Here is a 16,704-nt window from a genome sequence, read left to right on the forward strand (position 1 = left end):
TTTGGTTGATGTCCGAGCGAGTATCTTCTACAACAGATAAGTGTTCAATAAGGTTCAAAATGACTGTGCTGCTGAGGGTTTGGCACAATTAGATCATATTTGTTAACAAAGTGCGATCCCGCCCTGCCGTGTCCCCCAGTGACACCCCATATTACCGCAACAGCAATAGCCGCTGTCCATCCTAACACTACGTTTTTATTGGTGATGTTCATATCATGCTTCCTAAAGTGTTCAGCCTTTAACGACTCAAGCAAAAACCGGGTATCTGTCGCTGCCCCATCTACCCTCTGATGTGCCAGAGAACGGCAAGGCCTAGCGATGATTTCAGTTAAGTTTTGTTTACTATGGGGAGCGTCCTACCGCAGGCTAAGTTAAAAAATGTGACCTCGAGCGCGTGCTGAAACTTAGTTAGCAAAGCTGACAACATTTCACATCAGATTGGGATTTCCATCAAAAAAGCAAGATCTTTTTGTGGTGGCATCGCATTTTTTTGAGTTTTTTTACAAGGTGCAGCCGCAAAAATGTGCTTAAAGGGTTACTAATGTATGGGATTATCATTCTAGTCAGTCAACAATTGTTAACTACGCAAGCGTTTATGTGATCGTTGACACAACTTTTGTGGTTTACAAAATGGCACTTAAATTAGATGCCCCCGAGGGGTAATCGCTAACATCGCATATCAACAGATAGCTAGCGTCGCAACACTCAATTGTTTAGTTGGCACTCACCATGTACTTTTCGCCGATGCTTTTGGCTTTTGGCTTTTGGCTTTTGGCTTTTGGCTTTTGGCTTTTGGCTTTTGGCTTTTGGCTTTTGGCTTTTGGCTTTTGGCTTTTGGCTTTTGGCTTTTGGCTTTTGGCTTTTGGCTTTTGGCAGGGATAGGCGGGCTATTTTGATAGGAAACAGTGATATTGCTCACACATCAAGTCACCATGATCGAATTTTTCATCAACTTGAGGTTTAATTAACTAAGATCCACTGGCTTATTGCCGGTGGTTTTTTTTTTAAACCGAGCTAACCCTTCATGCAACTTCCGCAAAGTTCCTCCGTTAAGAACGCACCAGACGTCAATTACCAACCTACGTCTAGATTTGGCCAATTACTGAACCGTATATTCGCCTTGAGCGCAAATCGCAGTTCGCCATCAACCGAAGTGGTCGCCGGTTTCACAACCTTTATGACCATGGTGTACATAGTATTCGTTAACCCGCAAATTCTCGGGGCCGCGGGCATGGACACCAAAGCGGTGTTTGTGATCACCTGTTTAGCGGCAGCGCTGGGCAGTATCTCTATGGGTCTGATTGCTAATTTGCCGATTGCCTTGGCGCCGGCCATGGGTCTAAATGCCTTCTTTGCGTTCTCAGTCACCCTCGGTATGGGCGTCAGCTGGCAGGTTGCTATGGGCACGGTATTCTGGGGCGCCGTAATTTTTGCCCTAGTGTCGGTTGTTGGCTTACGTCAATGGCTACTGGAGAATATTCCTGCGGGTCTGAGAACCGGGATCCCCGCCGGTATTGGCTTGCTGATTGCGCTGTTGGGCTTTAAGAACAGTGGGTTGGTAGTGGCCGATCCTAATACTTTGGTAAAAGTGGGTGAATTAACCTCATTACCTGTGGTGCTGGGCTCTTTAGGCTTCTTTATCATCATTATCCTGGCCTACCGTGGTGTCAATTCAGCGGTGCTGATTTCAACCCTAGTGGTCACCTTGTTGGCGGCTTTGTGCGGTGATGTACAGTTTAGCGGTATCGTCTCTATGCCACCGGCCATTGGTCATGTCTTTGGTCAACTGGATCTGAGTGCCATTTTGGATATTGGCCTAGCTGGGGTGATCTTCTCCTTCGCACTAGTGAGCATGTTTGATAGCTCAGGCACCATGATTGCTGTGACCGAGCGCTGCGGCATCAATGATGACAAGGGCCGCTTCCCGAATATGGGCAAAGCACTAAAAGTAGACTCACTCAGCAGTGTGGCTGGCGCCTATATGGGCACCTCCAGTGTCACAGCCTATATTGAAAGCTCCTCTGGTGTTGCCGTGGGCGGCCGAACAGGCTTAACCTCAGTCGTGGTGGGTTTACTGTTCCTTGGGGTGATTTTCTTGTCGCCACTAGCGGCGATGGTACCTGCCTATGCCGTAGCCGGAGCACTTATCTACGTTGGCGTGATGATGACCGCCGGCCTGACCAAGGTAAAATGGAACGATCTTAGCGAAGCGGCTCCCGCTTTTATCACTGCAGTGATGATGCCATTTACCTTCTCTATTACCGAAGGTATTGCTGCCGGCTTTATCAGCTACTGCGTCATCAAAGCTGGCTGCGGAAGATGGCGTGACATTCACCCTTGCGTCGTCGTGGTTGCAATCCTGTTCTTGATTAAGTTCATCTTCATCGATGGCCATTAACAACTTGCTTTAACCGCATACAACCACGCCGCTGAGCCTTAATGCCAGCAGCGTGGTTGTATTTGTCAGTAAATGCAAGGCTGCCTTGGTGTTGAGCCTGTGCTATATCAAGGCAGAGCATGACTTTATCGACGTCTAAATAATACCAGTATCTGACGTATCTCATGTATAAATAACTCCAAAGCGACCATGGTTCACCCATAGTGCTCATCGTATTCGTAACGCAAAATCTCGCACCAAAAGATGAAGCATCCCGAACTCATACTGCCTGTCTGCCATCAGATCTTGAATCATCACTTGCGCCGGGATAACCGCTATCAATATCATCACCACCCATCACCATGATGGGTTAGATCAAGACTTCCATCGTACTTGGATAGACTTATCGATAATAATAGAAAGACCTTAAATATGAGAAATACGGCCTCTTTTACTAAAGGCGCTGAATTATTTAAGCTATAACTAAAATTTGATTAATCAACCCTGCTGTATTTCGAATAAAATTCACTCAGTTAATTAACTGAACAGATTGTTTTACTTTCCATAACAGTTCGCAATCTGTACTATCCGCACGTTCCACAAGCGACAGCCATACAATTAATAACATTGGTTATTTAACTAATGTCAGTGTTTAGTTTTACGCTTAAAAACTAACCTCCATACATATATATTATTTTGAGTGTAATTAATGATTTTTTTCAATCAATCTAAAAAACAACTATTGGCCCTCACCTTCTCAACGGTTTTAGTCAGTGGCTGTGGCGGTGGTGATGACAGCAGCGATAATAATGATGGCAGTAATATTGCTGATTCAGTCGTTCAGCAATTAGTTAAAGAGACGCAATCACGTATTTTTCAAAACGTTACTCAAAAAGAAGTTTTTTATGTTCGTCACGATGAAAATGGCAACGAACATATCGAACATACAGACTCAAGACGCTGTCAAGGGAATATGGTTTGCATGGAGCACTCTAATGCTGCTCACCAACAATTTGATCCGCAGCACGAAGATAATTTGGCCGCATTGAACTTAAGCAAGGATGACGTAAGGATTACACGATTCCGTAATGCCAATGAAGTCAATAATCCCGATAGCGATTTACTCCCTGTCTATATCAATGAAAATAAGCATCTCACTCCACAGCGTGAGCAGATGATCCGTGATGCGTTGAAACAAATCGAGCATATTGCTGGACAGCAGATTTTCCAAACTGAAATTCGCTACTCTCAGATAACCCAATATGACGCTTTATTTGAAGCCGAGTATGCATATGTCGGCTCTGAGTTATCTAATCTTTGGGATGGATTTATTTCAGGTCAAGGGGTACCAGCGACTGAGGCTCAGGTAGGTGATAGCTATAAAAAACTGATTGCACGTGATGGCGTCAACGGCGGCTTAATCTTGGCATGGGGTACGGTATTTCGCAGCTCTTGTGAGGGTAGTTTAGCTAACGCATCTTCTATTCCATTGGTGATGGGACAACCTAGTTACTTCATTGATAACGAAGGCTACTTAACCAACGAAAGCTTTAACTGGGTTAACTTGGGGCAAGCTCACAGCCAATGCACTAATATGGACAAAATTAGTCACGATGTCATAGTGCATGAAATAGCGCACGCGATTGGGTTGAGTGAGCATTTTACTCACTTTGGTAATCATGGTGTGTTCGGTGGTAACGCCAAGGCAGTGTTAAGCTCACTCTATAATAATCCAGTGAATAGCCTCTACTCTGAAATAACTAACAGTAAGTAATCACACTACTGAGTTAATAGACACGGCATCGATTGTGGGCAAATCGATGCCGTTGAATACCGATTTAGTATTGGTGCCAATAACTGTGTTGCCACAGCTTGCGCATCTTATCGATTGCCTTACTTCGTCTATACGCCGATTTGTAAACTCCCCCCTTTAACGCTGCAGACAGCTTTTGAGTCTATGCGGCCCATCGTGAGCGGCTAAGATGCTCGTCATGTTCTGCCTAAACCTATCCCATCCCGAACTCAGAGCCATAGCCATCAAGGGCTAAGCGCGCACCTTATTGTTCATATTCTATATTGCCAGGCGTTAATTAACCTTGGAGCTATTAAACTAGAGAGTTAACACCGCTAGCGGTTGTTAGCATTACCACGACATATTTTATTTTTCCCATTTATTATCTTCAGAAAATCTTGATTAGCCGGTCTAACAAACGCAACGCTGCGATGAATTCAATGGAGTATGCACGATGAAGGTGATAACGTCTTGATAACATACTCAGTGAACAGCGCCGGTGGTGACTATTTTATTGAAGTCGTCACATCCCCCCCTAATAAGGGATTTATGCTAATTAGACTATTGTTATTACTCACGTTATTACTGGCGATTTCGCTTCAAGCTCAAATAGAAATCACAACGGTGAATCAATCAATAAAACAGCTAAAAATACAATCTGACTTAGAGTCAGTTCGCCGCAAATTTTAACTAGCCCTTGGAGTTACCAAACGATTTTAGCACCTAAAAATCGAGAGGCATTCGATAAACTTTTAAAGGAATTTGGCCTAGATTTTCGGGTGGAAAATAGCTAGCCCATTAATTAAAACAACGACCTAAAGTGCATATTCAATACTCATTTGTCACTCAATATCACCATGCTTAGCTGTACTAACGCTAGCGCTATATTTTTATCATTCTGTTGGCTTCAACTGGGCGACATTTTTTATATTTTTTCTCGTTCCTGATCTTTCATTGCTTGGCTATATCTTTGGCAATAAAGTCGGCGCTACCACCTATAACAGTGCACATTCGTATATAGGCCCAGTCATCGTTTTCGCGCTATTTGTTCATTCGGCGAATGAACTCTGGCAAATCATTGGTTTGGTTTGGGCTGCTCATATTGGTTTTGACCGTGCTTTAGGGTATGGCTTGAAGTATGGAAAAGGATTTTGTAACACGCACTTAGGTACCATTGGCACCAAAAGAGACAGATAACCAGAAACCAAGGCCGTCGCGTTAGCGGCGCCAAATAAAAAAAGCGGATCATCTCTGATCCGCTTTGCTCATGTAACAGTCACCAACTTAATTGGCAACTGACAAGGATTGTCATTTATTCGTAATCGCTTAATGGCACACAACTACACATCAAGTTACGGTCACCGTAGACGTCATCGATACGGTTGACCGATGGCCAGAACTTGTTGGCACGCACGGCGTTGGATGGAAATGCGGCTTGCTCCCGGGTATAGGGGCGAGCATCAAATTGGGCATCCATAATATCAGCTAACGTGTGCGGCGCATTATGCAGTGGATTATTGTCTGCGGGCCATTCACCGGATTCCACTTTCGCGATTTCAGCCCGAATTGACACCATGGCCTCGATAAAGCGGTCCAGTTCGACCTTAGCTTCTGATTCGGTGGGCTCAATCATTAAGGTACCCGCCACTGGGAAGCTCATAGTGGGTGAATGGAAGCCATAATCGTTTAAGCGCTTAGCGATATCCATCTCAGTGATACCCGAGGCTTCTTTGAGTGGGCGCAAGTCGATAATGCACTCATGAGCGATTCTGTCGTTACGGCCACGATATAAAATCGGGTAATGAGCCGACAGCTTCTTGGCCACGTAGTTGGCATTCAGCATCGCCACCTGGGTTGAACGGGCTAAGCCTTCGCTGCCTAATAAGCGAATATACATCCAGCTGATAGGCAGGATGCCAGCACTTCCAAATGGCGCGGCCGATACGGCACCGTTGTTTTGCGAAATTTCACCATCTTTGACCACCACATGGCCCGCCACAAACGGCGCTAAATGGGCTTTAACCCCGATAGGCCCCATGCCTGGACCACCGCCGCCATGAGGGATGGCAAAAGTCTTATGCAGGTTAAGGTGAGAGACGTCGGCACCAATGACGCCAGGGGCGGTTAAGCCGACTTGGGCATTCATATTGGCACCGTCGAGGTAGACTTGGCCGCCATGCTGATGAATGATATCGCAAATTTCTCGGGCGGTTTCTTCGTAAACCCCATGCGTCGATGGGTAGGTGATCATCACGCAAGCCAAATTGTCGGCCAGCTCGGCGGCCTTCTCGCGTAAGTCTGCCAAATCGACGTTACCTTGCTTATCGCAAGCCGTCACCACCACTTTCATACCCGCCAGTTGCGCTGAGGCGGGGTTGGTGCCGTGGGCTGACTGCGGGATCAAGCAGATATCACGATGACCGTCACCACGAGATTCATGGTATTTTCGGATGGCTAACAGCCCGGCGTATTCGCCTTGTGCGCCTGAGTTCGGCTGCATACACATGGCATCATAACCTGTGATATCCACCAGCCAACTGGCCAATTCACTGATCATGGCACGATAACCGCTCGCCTGATCTTGTGGACAGAATGGGTGCATATTGGCAAATGCTGGCCAGCTAACCGGGATCATTTCAACCGCAGCATTGAGCTTCATGGTGCATGATCCCAAAGAAATCATCGAGTGATTTAAGGCCATGTCTTTATTCTCTAAGCGCTTGAGATAACGCATCATCTCAGTTTCGCTATGGTAAGAATTAAAGGTGGGGTGGCTCAAAATCGCATCATCACGCAACTCAGCAGCCGTTAAGGTTGGGCTAGCGGCCATCACCTCGACGTCGAGCGCACTGACGTCTAAACCATGGTTGTCGCCAAGCAGGACATCAAATAACTGAGCGATGTCGGCGCGAGTGGTCGTTTCATCGATACTCATACCGACGCTACCTTCGGCGTCTAGGCGCAGGTTGACGCCTGCTGCGATGGCGCGCTTATGAACGTCGTCATTCAGTCCTGTCACCGTTAGGGTATCAAACCAGCGCTGGTTGACTAACTGACAGCCTTGGCGAGTTAAGCCCAGCGCGAGAATATCGGTCAGGCGGTGAATGCGCGATGCGATGGTGTGCAAGCCTTTTGGGCCATGATATACCGCGTAGAATGAGGCCATGTTGGCCAACAAGACTTGCGCAGTACAGATGTTGGAGTTGGCTTTTTCGCGGCGAATATGTTGCTCACGCGTCTGCATCGCCATCCGCAATGCCTTGTTGCCACGAGCATCTTTAGAGACACCAATAATTCGACCCGGCATCGAGCGCTTATGCTCGTCACGGGTCACAAAGAAAGCGGCATGTGGGCCACCAAAGCCCATAGGCACACCAAAGCGCTGGGCACTACCAAATACAACGTCGGCGCCTAAGCTTCCAGGCGATTTAAGTAAGACCAGCGACATAATGTCGGCGGCGACACAGATAATGGCTTTTTTGTCTTTAAGTGGCGCAATTAAGCTCGATAAATCGTTAATATCACCAACGCGATTGGTGTATTGGAACAAGGCACCAAATAGCTCGTATTGGCTGGCCTCGCTGGCTTTGCCCACGACCACTTCGATGCCTAAGTATTCGGCGCGGGTCTTAACCACATCGATGGTTTGCGGAAAAACATCGTCGGCGACAAAGAAGATATTGGCTTTTTTGGCTTTAGACACTCGCTTTGCCAAGGCCATGGCTTCAGCGCCAGCAGTGGCTTCATCGAGCAAAGAAGCCGAAGCTAAGTCAAGCCCGGTTAAGTCCATCGACACTTGTTGGAAGTTGAGAATAGCTTCGAGGCGACCTTGGGCAATTTCAGGCTGATATGGGGTGTAAGCCGTGTACCAACCTGGATTTTCTAAGACGTTTCGTAAAATAACGTTTGGCACTAAAGTGCCGTAGTAACCCATACCAATATAATTTTTTTTCAATTGGTTACGGTCAGCGTACTCTTTAATAATGGCCAAGCCTTCGGCTTCTGAGCGTGACTCACCCACGATCAATGGCTTGGTTAATCGAATATCGGCCGGGACGATTTGGGCGGTCAACTGTTCCAATGATTCGACACCAACATAATTGAGCATGGTTTGTTGCTCAGCTTGGCCTGGGCCGATGTGACGACGCAAGAACATGTCATGCTGTTCTAATTGGGTAAGGGTATTAGGGCTCATCTTTAACCTTGTAGTCTAATGCCGGTTATCACCGGTCTTTTAAAGGACAGCGTAATGTAAACAAAGCCCCGATGGGGCTTTGTTTAGAGCAGATTAAGCTTCGTCGACAACCTCTTGATACGCGTCGGCGTCGAGTAAGTTGTCAAGCTCAGTTTCATCGTTTGGCATCACACGGAAAAACCAACCATCGCCGAAGGCATCTGAGTTGACCAACTCAGGGGAATCTTCTAAGGCCGTGTTAACGGCAACCACTTCACCTGACAGCGGCGCATAGATATCTGAGGCCGCTTTCACTGATTCAGCAACCGCGCAATCATCGCCGGCATTGAGGGTATCGCCCACGTCTGGTAACTCAACAAACACCATGTCACCGAGTAACTCTTGCGCATGCTCAGTAATACCTACGGTATAGCTACCATCATCTTCGCGACGAACCCATTCATGGGAAGCGGCATACTTGAGTTCAGACGGAATATTGCTCATCGTTTTATTTCCTTGTTCGTTATATTCAGAATGCTTGTTTTCCATTGCGTACAAACGCAGGCGCTACCACACGTACAGGAACGCGTTTATTGCGAATAGTCACCTCAGCAGAATCGCCAATGTCGGCTCCGACCCGAGCCATGGCAATAGCATAGCCTAAGGTAGGAGAGAAAGTCCCGCTAGTGATCACACCTTCACTTTCTTGACCGTCATGGCCGCTAAAGTGCACTGTCATACCGTGGCGCAACACGCCCTTGGTTTCCATCACTAGCCCGACTAACTTTTGGGTACCTGCAGCGCGAATAGCGGTTAATGCCTCACGGCCAATAAAGTCACGATCTTCTGGTTGCCAAGCGATGGTCCAGCCCATATTGGCGGCCAATGGATTGACGCTTTCATCCATATCTTGACCATATAAGTTCATGCCGGCTTCTAAGCGCAAGGTGTCGCGGGCGCCTAAGCCACAAGGACGTACACCAGCGTCAAGTAGCGCTTGCCATAAATCAGCCGCTTCAGCCTCGGGGACAATAATCTCGTAACCGGCTTCGCCGGTATACCCTGTGGTGGCAATAAACAAACTACCGGCCTGCACGCCAAAGAAAGGTTTCATTTCCGCCACAGCAGCCACTTGCTCGGGCGAAAATACGCTGGCGGCACGAGCCTTAGCTTGGGGTCCTTGTACGGCAATCATCGCCAACTCTGGGCGTTCAGTCACTGTGACATCAAAACCTTGGCTGTTGGCATTGATCCACGCCAAGTCATTGTCACGAGTCGCCGAGTTCACGACCACGCGATAGAAGTTATCATTGAGGTAATAGGTGATGAGATCGTCAATTACGCCCGCTTGTTGGTTCAACATGCCGCTATATAGCGCTTTACCAGGGACGGTTAACTTGGCGATGTCGTTGGCCAATAATTTGCGCAGAAACGGCTTGGCATCGCCGCCTTCGATATCGACGACTGTCATATGGGACACATCAAACATGCCTGCATCTTGGCGAACCGCATGGTGCTCTTCAATCTGAGAGCCGTAGTTGATTGGCATATCCCAGCCGTGAAAATCAACCATTTTGGCGTTGGATTCAAGATGCTTGTTGTAGAGTACAGTTTTAGCCATTTTCAGCCCTTATCCTGGGAGTAGAATTGTTGTTCAACCTCAAGGTCAAACCGCAGAAATGCTGTGCTTTGCTGTCAAATTGCAGATTTATTGGTGTTGCTATCTGCTTATTATTACGTGTCGTTGTTACGCTTTGTTCATAGAAAAAGCGCCAAAATTATACCTTGGGCTATCGGTTTGTATACAAAAAATAATCTTATCAATACCCTTGTATCAATTAGTTTATCTAATCCGAGGTGAGCGAACCTAGCAGGGATTCATCAAGGTCTCCTGTGGCGCTAAGCCTTAGCACCACAGGCTTTGCAGCCATTAATCGCGCGCTAAACACACCGCCGGTAATCGGCTATGTTGTCCCATGGCCTGTTCAATAAACAGTGTTTTCAGGCCAGAGGATGAATCCACTAGGTTCAACCCCAGTTCCCGCACCAGTTTTTTCAACGGATGACTACCGCTAAAACCTTGCTTAAAGGCTTCCATCGCCGCAATCATGGCCATGGCATCGGCTTTACGATGTCGCTCTAAGGCGCGCAAATGTCGATATTCGCCAATATCTTTACCGGCGGCGTTAAGTTTCGCCAAGGTATCGATGATCCACGCGGCGTCTAACAAGCCAAGATTAACCCCCTGCCCGGCTAAGGGATGAATGGTATGAGCCGCATCGCCAGCCAATAACAAGCGATGGCGCGCAAAATGACGGGCATAGCGCATCCGTAGCGGGAAGCTTTGGCGTTCACTGGCGAGCTGACATAAGCCCAAACGCGCATCAAAAGCCGCGGTTAAGGTCCGCTCAAACTCGGTGGTGCGGGCCTGTTGCAATGCCTGAGTCACGCCAGGGGCTTGTGACCACACCATCGAGCATAAGTGCGGATCAGCTAAGGGCAATAACGCTAAAATTCCTTGTTCGGAAAATACTTGGCGAGCGCAGCCCTGATGCGGCAATTCGGTACGAATGGTCGCGACCATGGCATGATGACCGTAATCCCAAAATGTCAGCGGGATTTTCGCTTGGCTGCGCACCAACGATTCGGCGCCATCGGCAGCAATCACTAAGCTGGCACTGACTTCTTGCTGGTCGCTCAAACTGAGCCAAGCTTCACGCTCACCAAAACTTACCCGCAGTAAGCTGTGCTGCTGTAAATGGGTAAGGTTATCGAGTTCGGCCGCGCGTCGGCCTAAGGCAAAACTTAAGACATCATTTTCGACGATATCGCCTAATTGGGCTTGCTGAACACTATCGGCATCAAACTCAATCTGGCCCATGCCATTTTTAGTCCACACGGCCATGGATTGATAAGGGCCAAGTCGCTGCTGATCGACATAGGCCCATGCGCCGAGATTGGCGAGTAACTGCTGGCTACAGCGGTTGATGGCACTAACCCGCAGTCGAGGCTCGCCACTGACTGCTTTGAGCTGGGCGCTGTCAATAACCACCACATTCAGCCCGCTTTCGGCTAAGCCGATGGCGGTGGTTAAGCCCACCATGCCACCCCCGACTATCGCCACATCATAGGTTTGGGTTGTAAACATCGTTATTGTCCTTGCTAATGCGGGTTAATGGGCTGCGGTTGGTTGCGGCCAGCCCAAGGCTGACGCCACGACGGGGCGCTTCAACGGGGGGCACCAAGATAACAATCTCAGGCCAATATTCCGCCCGAGCACCAGCGGCCAATCCTGATTAGAAAAACCGCGAACTAAGGTTTCGATTGCCAAGAGCGTGGCTTGGCGATCTTGAGTGCGAGCGGCAAGATAGTCATGCGTTAATGCCGCACTGCCCGCGTCTCCTCCAGCATTCAATACCGGGGTTAATACAGACACTAGGCCGGCAATATCTCGCAAGCCTAAGTTAAATCCCTGGCCGGCAATAGGATGCAAGGTTTGCGCGGCATTACCGACAAACACGCAGCGATGGTAAATTGGCCGTGGCATCACCGACATAATTAACGGGTAGCCATGACGTTGACTCACCCGCGTAAAAGCGCCCGCGCGATAGCCGAAGGCCGCTTGTAACACCGCTAAAAACTTAGTGTCGGCCAAATTCAGATACTCAGCTTGCTGCGCCGGCGACATCGCCCACACTAACGACATACATTTGCCGTTCCCTTTGGCCATGGGCAGTAAAGCTAATGGCCCTTGTGCGGTAAAGCGCTCAAAGGCTTGCCCTTGATGCGGTCTATCGAGGCTGATATTGGCAATGATGGCGCTTTGATTAAAATCGGTGAGCTGTTGCTCAAGTCCTAAGCATTGGCGCACAAAAGACTGCGCGCCGTCTGCGGCCACCAATAAGCGACTGCGTAGTTGACGACCCGAGCTCAAGGTAAGTTGCTGATAGTCAGCGTGAGTACTTAATTGCGCCACTGTGTCTGGGCAGACAAAATCGATATCGGCTTGGACCAAGGCTTGCTGTAATTGGCGTCCCGCGTCTTCCAGTCCTAACACTTGACCAAACGCCGCAATGCCTGGGGCCTTGGCCTCGAGTGTGGTCATGCCAAAGTTGCCGCGATCTGACACGTGAATGGTATTAATCGGGCTGGTGAGCGGTGCCAACAATGGCCAGAGTTGCCATCGTTTAAGCTGCTCGACCGAACCTTGGGCAAGCGCGATAGAACGGGCATCAAAGCCGGGGTGATCCGCACTGACGGCTTGTGCTTCGATTAAGGCAATTTTTGCCGATGTCAGTGAGCGCAATGCCAAGGCCAATAAGGCTCCTGTCATGCCGCCACCGACAATAACGAGATCCCACAGCTCGGCATCTTGCTTCATGACATTATCCTTAATGTAGAGTTTGCGGAGCGTCGGTATCCATTTCAGGTTCGGTACCGAACTCGGAATAACATAACATCGCCGCCATCCGGACAAACTCCACCAGCTCCATCAGTGCCGCTTCAGACTCTTCATCTTCGTCGACCTCTAATTCAACCCGTGCAATTTCAGATAAATCATCAATGACTTCACGAACTTCCGCCGACGCGCTCTTAAGCTTGGGCTGAATAATGGCCAAGCCAGTTAAGAAGCTTTGCACCCATAACGATAAGGCTTCCAAGCGTGAGGCCAGTGTTTCTTCTTCGTCGGGTAACAACAAGGTGAAACCAAATTCCATTTCAGCTAAGCGTGACACCGAATCTTGGTACATCACAGTGACCAGCTGCTCTAAGTTCTTGGGTAAGGCTTGGCCATCATTCATTAACTCACTCAAGGGCTTTTGCCAACCGTTTGGAGTCAACTGCACACCACCGCAAATCAGGCCCACTAACGCGCCGTGAACCTCAACCGCATGTTGGCCGATTTCGGCCTCGCGTAAGGCGTTATTTACTTGCTCAATGCATAAAGATGGAGGGGTGGCCATGATAAAATTCCCATTACTAGATATTGATTACAATGCTAGCAGAATTGGCCAAGTCAGCCCAAGGACTTTGATCCCATCGTTTCATTGTTGTCGCCACTAAGCGCTTCTCAATTAAGCAATCACTGCCCAATCGCTCGGCAATTAGGCTAGCATTAACAAAATCAGCCCTTTGTTATCTTGCACTTTTGGCGGCACCCTTATATAGTCCGCCTCAGGAGCTAATCACAGGATATAACGCTAAGATGAGTAATCGTGCCGTAGATATTACCCTTTTGGGTCGCACCTACTCTATTGCCTGTCCGGTGGGGCAGGAAGCCGCGCTAAAACAAGTTGCTGTAAAACTTGAACAACAGCTGACGTCAATGCGAGCGAGAACCAATAGCCTTAGCCGCGAAGATATCGCCATCATGGCCGCCTTAAATATTGGCTATGAGTTGTATGAAGAAAAAATGAAGAATCAAGACTACATTAGACAGATGGATGAACGCATTGGTCTATTGCAGTCCACCCTAGAAAATGCCCTGGTTGAACGCAGTCATTCGACCACGCAAGAGCCATCCCCTCGACAGGATGATCCTCACTCTAAGGGTTAACAAATTTGCTCCCTGGGATGTGCGTTGAAGGTAATGTCCCTGTGCCGATATTTACAAACTTAGGGTTGCTGTTTTTACTGACATTGAGCATGCTCGGTTTTCCGAGAAGCCTTAGGAGGTAATCAGTATCCCGCCTTGAACCTACGGTTCAAGGGCTACACCCGAAACGGCATTCTGGGGAGCATCCTAAGCTTAGGGGCCATACTCCGCCATGGACAGACCCGCGGTACCCAATGACCAGCCCGAGTGCTTGCTCGCACTACGTCAAAGCCAGCGCCAGCAGATGCGCCAATCACTCAAGCAAGCGCGTGCGGCAATCAGCCCACAACAGCAACGCGCTAGCGCTCAGCAAGCCGCGCAGTTAACCCTCGATTTACTCAAGCGACTGCCGATTAAGCACCTCGCCTTATACCACACCCTTGGCAGTGAACTCGATACACAACCCCTGATCCAGTTATTACGCCAGCAACGACCCGATTGCCATTTGTATTTACCGCGGCTGCACCCCTTCTGTCATGGCCATTTATTGTTTTTGGAATACCGTGCCCAAACCGAGATGAGTCGCAATCGTTTTGGGATAGCCGAGCCTAAGCTCGATTGCCGGCATGTGCGCCCCGCGGGGCAACTGGATGCCATCCTCACCCCCTTAGTTGCCTTCGATAAGCACGGCCAACGCATGGGCATGGGCGGTGGCTATTACGATCGAACGCTGGCTCATAGCCAAGCCATTACGATTGGCTTTGCCCATGATGTTCAGCAAGTGGCGACCTTACCCGTAGAAGCTTGGGATCAAGGGCTAGACTATGTGGTTACTCCCAGCCAATGTTATGATTTTAAAACCAAATAGCTAGCTGCGCTTTAGTGTTCACCATGATTGCGCGAATGCCGTAGTTTTTGCACTAAGCTGACTACCGCTACCGCCACTGCGCCACACATGACCCCAAACACCGCATTTAATAGCGTCGGCAAACTGTAAGCTAAGGCAGGCCCAATCAAGGCGATAGTGCTAAAGGACTGTGCCCACTGGTGAAAGAGCTCGCCAATGGCGTGGATACCGTGAACCAGAATGCCACCACCAACCATAAACATGGCAATAGTGCCTATCACGGTCAGGCCTTTCATTAATTTGGGCGCCAAGGCCAATAATCCCCGCCCTAGCGCTTGGCTGCTTTGACTGGCTCCGGGTTTATTCATCAGATACAAGCCAGCATCATCAAGCTTGACTATCCCGGCCACTAAGCCGTAGACACCAATGGTCATCAGGATAGCGATCACCACTAAGGTGGCGGCTTGAATCGTCAAGCTACTGGCGGCCACCACGCCAAGGCTGATGGCAATGATTTCGGCAGATAACACAAAGTCAGTACGGATTGCGCCCTTAATTTTTTGCGCTTCCCACGCATCAAGATCATCGGGTAACTCTTCCTCTTGGGCCAGATGTTCGCTATGCAGCCATTTTTCGGCGAGCTTTTCGGCACCTTCAAAACATAGGTACAAGCCGCCAATCATTAGCAATGGCGTGACCAACCACGGAGCCAGGGCACTGATCACTAGCGCCAGCGGCACTAAGATGGCTTTATTTTTAAAAGAGCCCTTAGCGACCGCCCACACCACAGGTAACTCGCGCTCAGCACTGACCCCAGCAACTTGCTGCGCATTGAGGGCTAAATCGTCCCCTAATACCCCAGCGGTTTTATGGGCGGCCACTTTACTCATCAGTGCCACGTCATCGAGCATGCTGGCAATATCATCTAATAAGGTTAATAAACTGGCTCCCGCCATCATGGCCTCTCATTTTAGTAAAATGGTTATTCATCATAAACCATCCCTTTTAAATTACCACTGACAAGCCTCAAGATGATGGCGGATTAATCTGGCTCGATGGTGACAGAATTCATCTTGCGGTCATCACAAAGCCGCCCTTATGCAACAAATTCAGGGTATAATTGGCCGCAAATAATTCTACGCCAACAAGGATTGCAGCATGACCCAAGATGAAATGAAAAAAGCCGCCGCCTGGGCCGCCCTGAAGTATGTTGAAAAAGATACCATTGTCGGTGTCGGTACTGGCTCGACCGTTAACCACTTTATCGATGCCCTCGCCACCATCAAGGCCGATATTGAAGGTGCTGTCTCTAGCTCGGAAGCTTCAACCGCTAAAATGAAAGCTTTAGGCATTCCGGTATTTGATCTCAACAGTGTCAATGACTTAGCCTTGTATGTTGATGGTGCCGATGAAATTAATCCGCACATGGACATGATCAAAGGTGGCGGTGCGGCGCTGACCCGCGAAAAAATCGTTGCCGCTGTGGCAAACACTTTTGTGTGTATTGCCGATACCAGCAAGCAAGTGGACGTGCTCGGTCAATTCCCTCTGCCGGTCGAAGTCATTCCAATGGCACGGTCCTATGTTGCCCGTCAATTAGTCAAGCTTGGTGGTGACCCTGTTTATCGCGAAGGGGTGGTGACTGACAATGGCAATGTGATTTTAGATGTGTACAACATGAGTATTGTTGACCCTAAGACCTTAGAAGCGCAAATCAACAATATTGTTGGCGTAGTCACTAACGGATTATTTGCTGCCCGCGGTGCCGATATTTTATTGGTCGGTGCGAGCGACGGCGTCAAGACCATCAAGGCCCAGTAATCCTAACGGCCTCATAAAAAACCCGCAATCGCGTAATGCCGATCAGTTAAGACAGATCGCTTGACGATCTCACTGAAAGGATCAAAATCCGATGACCCCTTGTCATCGGATTTTTTTATGCAACTTTCAGAAGCTTTGGCGCGTACTCATATCAATC

Annotated in this window: 14 protein-coding genes and 1 other RNA gene; 8 read left to right on the forward strand and 7 right to left on the reverse strand. The window is 48.7% G+C overall.

What is annotated here, in order from left to right; translation table 11 throughout:
- Positions 1–729: 729 nt before the first annotated feature.
- The 4 genes from KU855_RS17135 (at position 730) to KU855_RS19140 (ending at position 5,366) form a co-directional block, all read left to right on the forward strand.
- A complete protein-coding gene (locus KU855_RS17135) occupies positions 730–882 on the forward strand; it encodes a hypothetical protein (protein WP_218531995.1) in 153 nt (50 codons plus the stop codon).
- A 142-nt stretch (positions 883–1,024) separates the two neighbouring features.
- Positions 1,025–2,398 carry an NCS2 family permease gene (locus KU855_RS17140; protein WP_218531996.1) on the forward strand — a complete coding sequence of 458 codons (1,374 nt, stop codon included), beginning with the start codon at positions 1,025–1,027 and terminating at the stop codon, positions 2,396–2,398.
- Positions 2,399–3,086: 688 nt separating this feature from the next.
- Positions 3,087–4,151 (forward strand): hypothetical protein, encoded by a 1,065-nt coding sequence (locus KU855_RS17145; protein WP_218531998.1) that lies wholly within the window; start codon positions 3,087–3,089, stop codon positions 4,149–4,151.
- An 867-nt stretch (positions 4,152–5,018) separates the two neighbouring features.
- Positions 5,019–5,366: a DUF4260 domain-containing protein gene (locus KU855_RS19140; RefSeq protein ID WP_371316389.1), complete on the forward strand. Its 348-nt coding sequence runs from the start codon at positions 5,019–5,021 to the stop codon at positions 5,364–5,366.
- 115 nt (positions 5,367–5,481) lie between these two features.
- Here the strand turns inward: KU855_RS19140 and gcvP are convergent, their stop codons facing one another.
- The 6 genes from gcvP to KU855_RS17180 all read right to left on the reverse strand — a co-directional run bounded on the left by gcvP (position 5,482) and on the right by KU855_RS17180 (position 13,307).
- Positions 5,482–8,364: an aminomethyl-transferring glycine dehydrogenase gene (gene gcvP, locus KU855_RS17155; protein ID WP_218532000.1), complete on the reverse strand. Its 2,883-nt coding sequence runs from the start codon at positions 8,362–8,364 to the stop codon at positions 5,482–5,484.
- A gap of 93 nt (positions 8,365–8,457) precedes the next feature.
- Entirely contained in the window at positions 8,458–8,847 is a 390-nt protein-coding gene (gene gcvH / locus KU855_RS17160; protein WP_218532002.1) for a glycine cleavage system protein GcvH, read from the reverse strand.
- 25 nt (positions 8,848–8,872) lie between these two features.
- Positions 8,873–9,964 (reverse strand): glycine cleavage system aminomethyltransferase GcvT, encoded by a 1,092-nt coding sequence (gene gcvT / locus KU855_RS17165; RefSeq protein ID WP_218532004.1) that lies wholly within the window; start codon positions 9,962–9,964, stop codon positions 8,873–8,875.
- A gap of 309 nt (positions 9,965–10,273) precedes the next feature.
- Positions 10,274–11,491 carry an FAD-dependent oxidoreductase gene (locus KU855_RS17170; RefSeq protein ID WP_218532006.1) on the reverse strand — a complete coding sequence of 406 codons (1,218 nt, stop codon included), beginning with the start codon at positions 11,489–11,491 and terminating at the stop codon, positions 10,274–10,276.
- A 24-nt stretch (positions 11,492–11,515) separates the two neighbouring features.
- Positions 11,516–12,724, reverse strand: coding sequence for a 2-octaprenyl-6-methoxyphenyl hydroxylase (gene ubiH, locus KU855_RS17175; RefSeq protein WP_218532011.1), 1,209 nt, complete (start codon positions 12,722–12,724; stop codon positions 11,516–11,518).
- A gap of 10 nt (positions 12,725–12,734) precedes the next feature.
- Complete coding sequence (locus KU855_RS17180; protein WP_218532013.1) at positions 12,735–13,307, reverse strand: UPF0149 family protein; 573 nt, start codon at positions 13,305–13,307, stop codon at positions 12,735–12,737.
- A gap of 242 nt (positions 13,308–13,549) precedes the next feature.
- Here KU855_RS17180 and KU855_RS17185 point away from each other — a divergent pair, with 242 nt between their 5' ends.
- The 3 genes from KU855_RS17185 (at position 13,550) to KU855_RS17195 (ending at position 14,747) form a co-directional block, all read left to right on the forward strand.
- Entirely contained in the window at positions 13,550–13,900 is a 351-nt protein-coding gene (locus KU855_RS17185) for a cell division protein ZapA (protein ID WP_218532022.1), read from the forward strand.
- Between the two features lie 6 nt (positions 13,901–13,906).
- A non-coding RNA gene (gene ssrS, locus KU855_RS17190) (6S RNA) lies at positions 13,907–14,085 on the forward strand.
- Between the two features lie 26 nt (positions 14,086–14,111).
- Positions 14,112–14,747 (forward strand): 5-formyltetrahydrofolate cyclo-ligase, encoded by a 636-nt coding sequence (locus KU855_RS17195; RefSeq protein ID WP_218532025.1) that lies wholly within the window; start codon positions 14,112–14,114, stop codon positions 14,745–14,747.
- A gap of 11 nt (positions 14,748–14,758) precedes the next feature.
- Here the strand turns inward: KU855_RS17195 and KU855_RS17200 are convergent, their stop codons facing one another.
- Positions 14,759–15,682 (reverse strand): DUF808 domain-containing protein, encoded by a 924-nt coding sequence (locus KU855_RS17200; protein ID WP_218532032.1) that lies wholly within the window; start codon positions 15,680–15,682, stop codon positions 14,759–14,761.
- Positions 15,683–15,884: 202 nt separating this feature from the next.
- On the opposite strand from KU855_RS17200, the gene rpiA reads away from it, so the two are divergent.
- Positions 15,885–16,547 (forward strand): ribose-5-phosphate isomerase RpiA, encoded by a 663-nt coding sequence (gene rpiA, locus KU855_RS17205; protein WP_218532027.1) that lies wholly within the window; start codon positions 15,885–15,887, stop codon positions 16,545–16,547.
- Positions 16,548–16,704: the final 157 nt, after the last annotated feature.

Source organism: Shewanella sp. NIFS-20-20 (assembly GCF_019209865.1).
Taxonomy (GTDB): Bacteria; Pseudomonadota; Gammaproteobacteria; order Enterobacterales; family Shewanellaceae; genus Shewanella.

Excerpts from the sequence above, each read along its gene's own strand:
- KU855_RS17180 (WP_218532013.1), bottom strand. The coding sequence starts at position 13,307 with ATGGCCACCCCTCCATCTTTATGCATTGAGCAAGTAAATAACGCCTTA.
- rpiA (WP_218532027.1), top strand. The coding sequence starts at position 15,885 with ATGACCCAAGATGAAATGAAAAAAGCCGCCGCCTGGGCCGCCCTGAAG.
- KU855_RS17195 (WP_218532025.1), top strand. The coding sequence starts at position 14,112 with ATGGACAGACCCGCGGTACCCAATGACCAGCCCGAGTGCTTGCTCGCA.
- gcvP (WP_218532000.1), bottom strand. The coding sequence starts at position 8,364 with ATGAGCCCTAATACCCTTACCCAATTAGAACAGCATGACATGTTCTTG.
- KU855_RS17140 (WP_218531996.1), top strand. The coding sequence starts at position 1,025 with ATGCAACTTCCGCAAAGTTCCTCCGTTAAGAACGCACCAGACGTCAAT.
- KU855_RS17145 (WP_218531998.1), top strand. The coding sequence starts at position 3,087 with ATGATTTTTTTCAATCAATCTAAAAAACAACTATTGGCCCTCACCTTC.
- ubiH (WP_218532011.1), bottom strand. The coding sequence starts at position 12,724 with ATGAAGCAAGATGCCGAGCTGTGGGATCTCGTTATTGTCGGTGGCGGC.
- KU855_RS17200 (WP_218532032.1), bottom strand. The coding sequence starts at position 15,682 with ATGGCGGGAGCCAGTTTATTAACCTTATTAGATGATATTGCCAGCATG.
- KU855_RS17170 (WP_218532006.1), bottom strand. The coding sequence starts at position 11,491 with ATGTTTACAACCCAAACCTATGATGTGGCGATAGTCGGGGGTGGCATG.
- gcvH (WP_218532002.1), bottom strand. The coding sequence starts at position 8,847 with ATGAGCAATATTCCGTCTGAACTCAAGTATGCCGCTTCCCATGAATGG.
- gcvT (WP_218532004.1), bottom strand. The coding sequence starts at position 9,964 with ATGGCTAAAACTGTACTCTACAACAAGCATCTTGAATCCAACGCCAAA.
- KU855_RS17135 (WP_218531995.1), top strand. The coding sequence starts at position 730 with ATGTACTTTTCGCCGATGCTTTTGGCTTTTGGCTTTTGGCTTTTGGCT.
- KU855_RS17185 (WP_218532022.1), top strand. The coding sequence starts at position 13,550 with ATGAGTAATCGTGCCGTAGATATTACCCTTTTGGGTCGCACCTACTCT.